This window comes from Aquimarina sp. RZ0 (assembly GCF_008370685.1).
Taxonomy (GTDB): domain Bacteria; phylum Bacteroidota; class Bacteroidia; order Flavobacteriales; family Flavobacteriaceae; genus Aquimarina.
Genome location: NZ_VTZU01000151.1, coordinates 1 through 3,928, shown reverse-complemented (window position 1 = coordinate 3,928; position 3,928 = coordinate 1). Strand labels below are relative to the sequence as shown.

At 35.8% G+C, this 3,928-nt stretch carries 4 protein-coding genes; 1 reads left to right on the top strand and 3 read right to left on the bottom strand.

The features are described 5' to 3' along the window. Positions 1–16: 16 nt before the first annotated feature. The 3 genes from F0000_RS26590 to F0000_RS26580 form a co-directional block, all read right to left on the bottom strand. Entirely contained in the window at positions 17–169 is a 153-nt protein-coding gene (locus F0000_RS26590) for a DNA-binding protein (RefSeq protein ID WP_149627733.1), read from the bottom strand. 240 nt (positions 170–409) lie between these two features. Next, positions 410–745 (bottom strand): hypothetical protein, encoded by a 336-nt coding sequence (locus F0000_RS26585; RefSeq protein ID WP_149627732.1) that lies wholly within the window; start codon positions 743–745, stop codon positions 410–412. A 6-nt stretch (positions 746–751) separates the two neighbouring features. Then, a complete protein-coding gene (locus F0000_RS26580; RefSeq protein WP_149627731.1) occupies positions 752–1,084 on the bottom strand; it encodes a helix-turn-helix domain-containing protein in 333 nt (110 codons plus the stop codon). Positions 1,085–1,245: 161 nt separating this feature from the next. On the opposite strand from F0000_RS26580, the gene F0000_RS26575 reads away from it, so the two are divergent. Further along, positions 1,246–3,726 carry a toprim domain-containing protein gene (locus F0000_RS26575; protein WP_149627730.1) on the top strand — a complete coding sequence of 827 codons (2,481 nt, stop codon included), beginning with the start codon at positions 1,246–1,248 and terminating at the stop codon, positions 3,724–3,726. Positions 3,727–3,928 lie beyond the last annotated feature (202 nt).

The following is a 3,928-nucleotide window of genomic DNA, read 5'->3' as shown; positions in this document are numbered from 1 at the left end:
GTTGTGGATTTTTTTGTTACATAATACTCTGCAACTTGGTTTGTTTTATAAAAGCATCTAATAAGGCAAATACATGACTTTTATTCTCCGGTGATAATTGCTGTATATCTTGTAGTCGTTTTAAGGTCTCTTTATCGATTTGCTCATACTCGCCATCTTTAACCCACATTGCGCAAACACTTACTTGAGATGTTAAATTTTGTACTTTTTTTCGTTAAAATTGGCAATTGAATTTTGTTTAGGGCTGATTTTACGGTTGTGATATGTTCAAAAAGTGTTTTGTAGTACACAAGGGGTGTTGTGATTTTGCTATTTGTTGCAGTACACCCCCGCTGGCGCAAGCGTCCACGCTTGTGCTGTACAAGATATGGCCACGGCAGTTATTGTCGTGGTTTTTTGTTTAAAAACATTAACGGTCTTTATATTCTGTATACATAAATTTAGATAGTGGAAAACAACCTACAGCAAATAAAGTAAAAGTTGCAAAGGCTGCATATGCTTTATAAATATTATGAGAAATATGATATTGTTCTGTGAAAGCCAAAGGCGCTAAACCAAATAGTAAAACTCCACATATAGGAATCAATATAGCCATCAGTAATGGAGTATATTTATAGATAGGGTTAAATATATGTATAGCTATACCAACGATTAGATTACGTTTTAATATGCTATACTTTACAATTTTAATAATTAGTGTGAATATCGTAATTAAAGCACCTATCAAACATATGTTTTCCTTCATAGTGATTTATTTATAAGCTTGTTGTGTTTTAAAATCTCTTAAATAGGCATCAATTACATTAAGGAGTTCCTTTTTTTTATCTGCAGGCATTTTTACAATATCCTCGATACGGTCTAATAGACCTTTATCCTTTACAATCAAAGAAGCATTACCTACCAAAAAATCAAGAGATACATCAAGAGCTTGTGCAATCTTTGTAGAAATCTCAATAGATGGCTTCATATCATCACGCTCATATCTACCAATAATTGCAGAAGAAGTACCTACCATCTTTCCTAACTCTTCCCTAGAAAGCTTTTTTTCTTTTCTAGAATCCATCATTCTGCTACCAAAACTCATACTAAAAGGTGTTAAAATTACTGTATTAATACTTGATTGCACAATAATAAGGCATTGATAAGTAAAAAACAATATGTAAAGATGTTGTTTATATTTTACGAATACATTACATTTGTCACGTATAGGTAACAATAATATTTTTTCAACAATTTTCACTTCACATGCAAATCCACGACATCAAACAGCAATTATCCATCCACCAAGTACTACAACACTACGGTATCGAGATCAAAAACAATCATGTACACTGCCCTTTTCATAATGATACCACCCCAAGTATGCGGGTCTATGGAGATACGGGCAGTGTATTCTGTTTTTCTGGCAACTGTGATCACGGTAACAAAGTCATCGATGTGATTGATTTTATCATGCTCAAAGAAAATTGCTCTAAGCATCAAGCTATCAATCAAGCCAAAGAGTTACTAGGCTACAAAAACACACAAAACATCGCAGATACCTACCATATTCTACAAACCCAACTCCCTAGAAGCAAAAAAGCCCTGCAGTACTTAGAAAGTAGAGGATTAAAAGGCATCGGTGATGTCGGTAGCAATCACAGAAATGGTGGTAACCAGATTGCTTACCAACTCCCACACTTAAAAAACTGTATTGTTTTTCCTTTGCGTAATCACAAAAACCAGATCGTGTCATTGTATGGGAGAAGCTATACCAGTACTGTCAAAGGTTGTCATTACTATCTACAAAACCGACAAGGGATGTACCCTGCCTATCCCGATCCTACTGCAGAACACCTAATTTTAACAGAATCCGTCATTGATGCAGCTACCTTACAACTACATGGAAAACTCCTACCCAACACCACAGTATTGGCGTGCTATGGTACAAACGGATTTACCAAAGAACACGCAGGAGCGATTAACCAAATTAACCAATTACAGGACATTGTCCTGTTTTTTGATGGCGATACTGCGGGAAGAACCGCAGCAGCAAAGCTACAAACACAATTACAGCAGCAGTACCCAAAACTTACTATCAAAACCGTTACCACGCCTGTAGATGAAGATATCAATAGCTTGTGGGTGAATCACGAAGATGCAGGGATCTTCCACACCTTGCTAAGTGAAGCTATAGAAACTCCTTCTTTTTCAATTGAGGATACAACAGAGATAACACCACAGGCAGAAAAAACAACTTCTATTACTTCATCTGAAAAACAAAACGAACCACAAAACACAGATCATCAAGAATCTGAATTACTTCTCAAAGTAAAAGGAAATATTAAAAACACAGGAGACTCTTTAAAAGTTACTTTACAGAGCCAAAACCCAGTTACTGGGCAAATTATCATCCAAAAAGTAGATCTATACGATTATACCGCACTAGAAAAGCATGCCAAAGTAGCTGCCAAAGCTTTAGATATTGATATGGCTATCATTCTACAAGAATGGCAAGTATACGGGCTGACACTCGAGAAACAACACCATCAAAAACAAGAAGCTACGATTTTTAAGGTAGATCAAGCCGTAAAAAACCAATGTTTAGAATTTCTTAAAAGTCCTGATTTACTAAATAGAATTAACCAAGCAATCCAACAAACAGGCGTCGTAGGAGAAACCGATAATCGGTTGTTATTATTTTTGATTGCCAGTAGCTACCACGATAAAAAACCCTTGCACGGACTCATACAAGGTTCTTCCGGATCAGGTAAAACCAAACTCTTACAAAGCATTTATAAACTAATGCCCAGAGAAGCCTACAAATCCTTTACCAGAGTAACAGAAAGTAGTTTTTACAATTATAAAGAAGATGCCTTGTGTCATAAATTACTCTGTTTTGAAGATGTAGACGGCCTAAAAGAAGAAGCCTTGCTAGCCCTCAGGGAACTGCAATCTAATGGTTGGTTGAATAGTAGTGTCTCTCAAAAAGTAGAAACCGGTACTGCTGATAGTGTAGAAAAATTAGTCAATGGTCCGATAGCCAGTTTAGCTTGTACCACTCGGGCAGATTTATACGAGGATAATATTAGTAGATGTTTTGTCATTGCCGTAGATGAATCCGCAAGCCAGACAAGCAGAATTATAGCGTACCAAAACAAACTGGCAGCAGGTCAGATCGATCTGCATCAAATAAAAACCACTCAAACCTTTATACAAAACTGTCTTAGAGTATTAGAAAAATCAACGGTGATCAATCCCTATGCTACACAAATACAATTACCACAAAACATCCATAAACTACGCCGATTACACAGTATGTACCAACATCTGGTGGCACAAATAACCTGGTTACATCAATACCAAAGAAAGCGAAACCCTAAGGGTTATTTAATAACAGAAAAACAAGATTTACAACTAGCTTGTGATATTTTGTTTGAGACTATTATTTTAAAAGTAGACGAACTCCACGGCAGCCTTAGACAATTTTATGAGTGTTTAAAAAATGGTATTGCAGACAAAGGCGGAGAAGAATATGTATTTACTCGTTTTGATATCAAACAGATCACAGGAGTAAGCAAAACACAAACACATCGATACTTGCAACAATTGGTCGAATTAGAATACATACAACAGTTTGGGTATGCTAACAGAGGATTTAAATATAAGATTGTGTACTGGGATAATCATACAGCACTACGCACTAAGATCAAAAACGAACTGCAACAACAAATAAATACAATATAATGGAACACCACAGGAACACCAAAACACTTATAATGAGATGATTATAACTAGTGTTCCAGAGCAACGGAACACCAGATTTACACGTAAACAACTGATAGTATGCGTTTTAATCCTTAAAAAATCTTGATGTTCCAATATTCCAAAAAAAAGACAAGGTCACTAATATGGAGTACTTAAAAACCTACCAAAACTATCTGCAAAC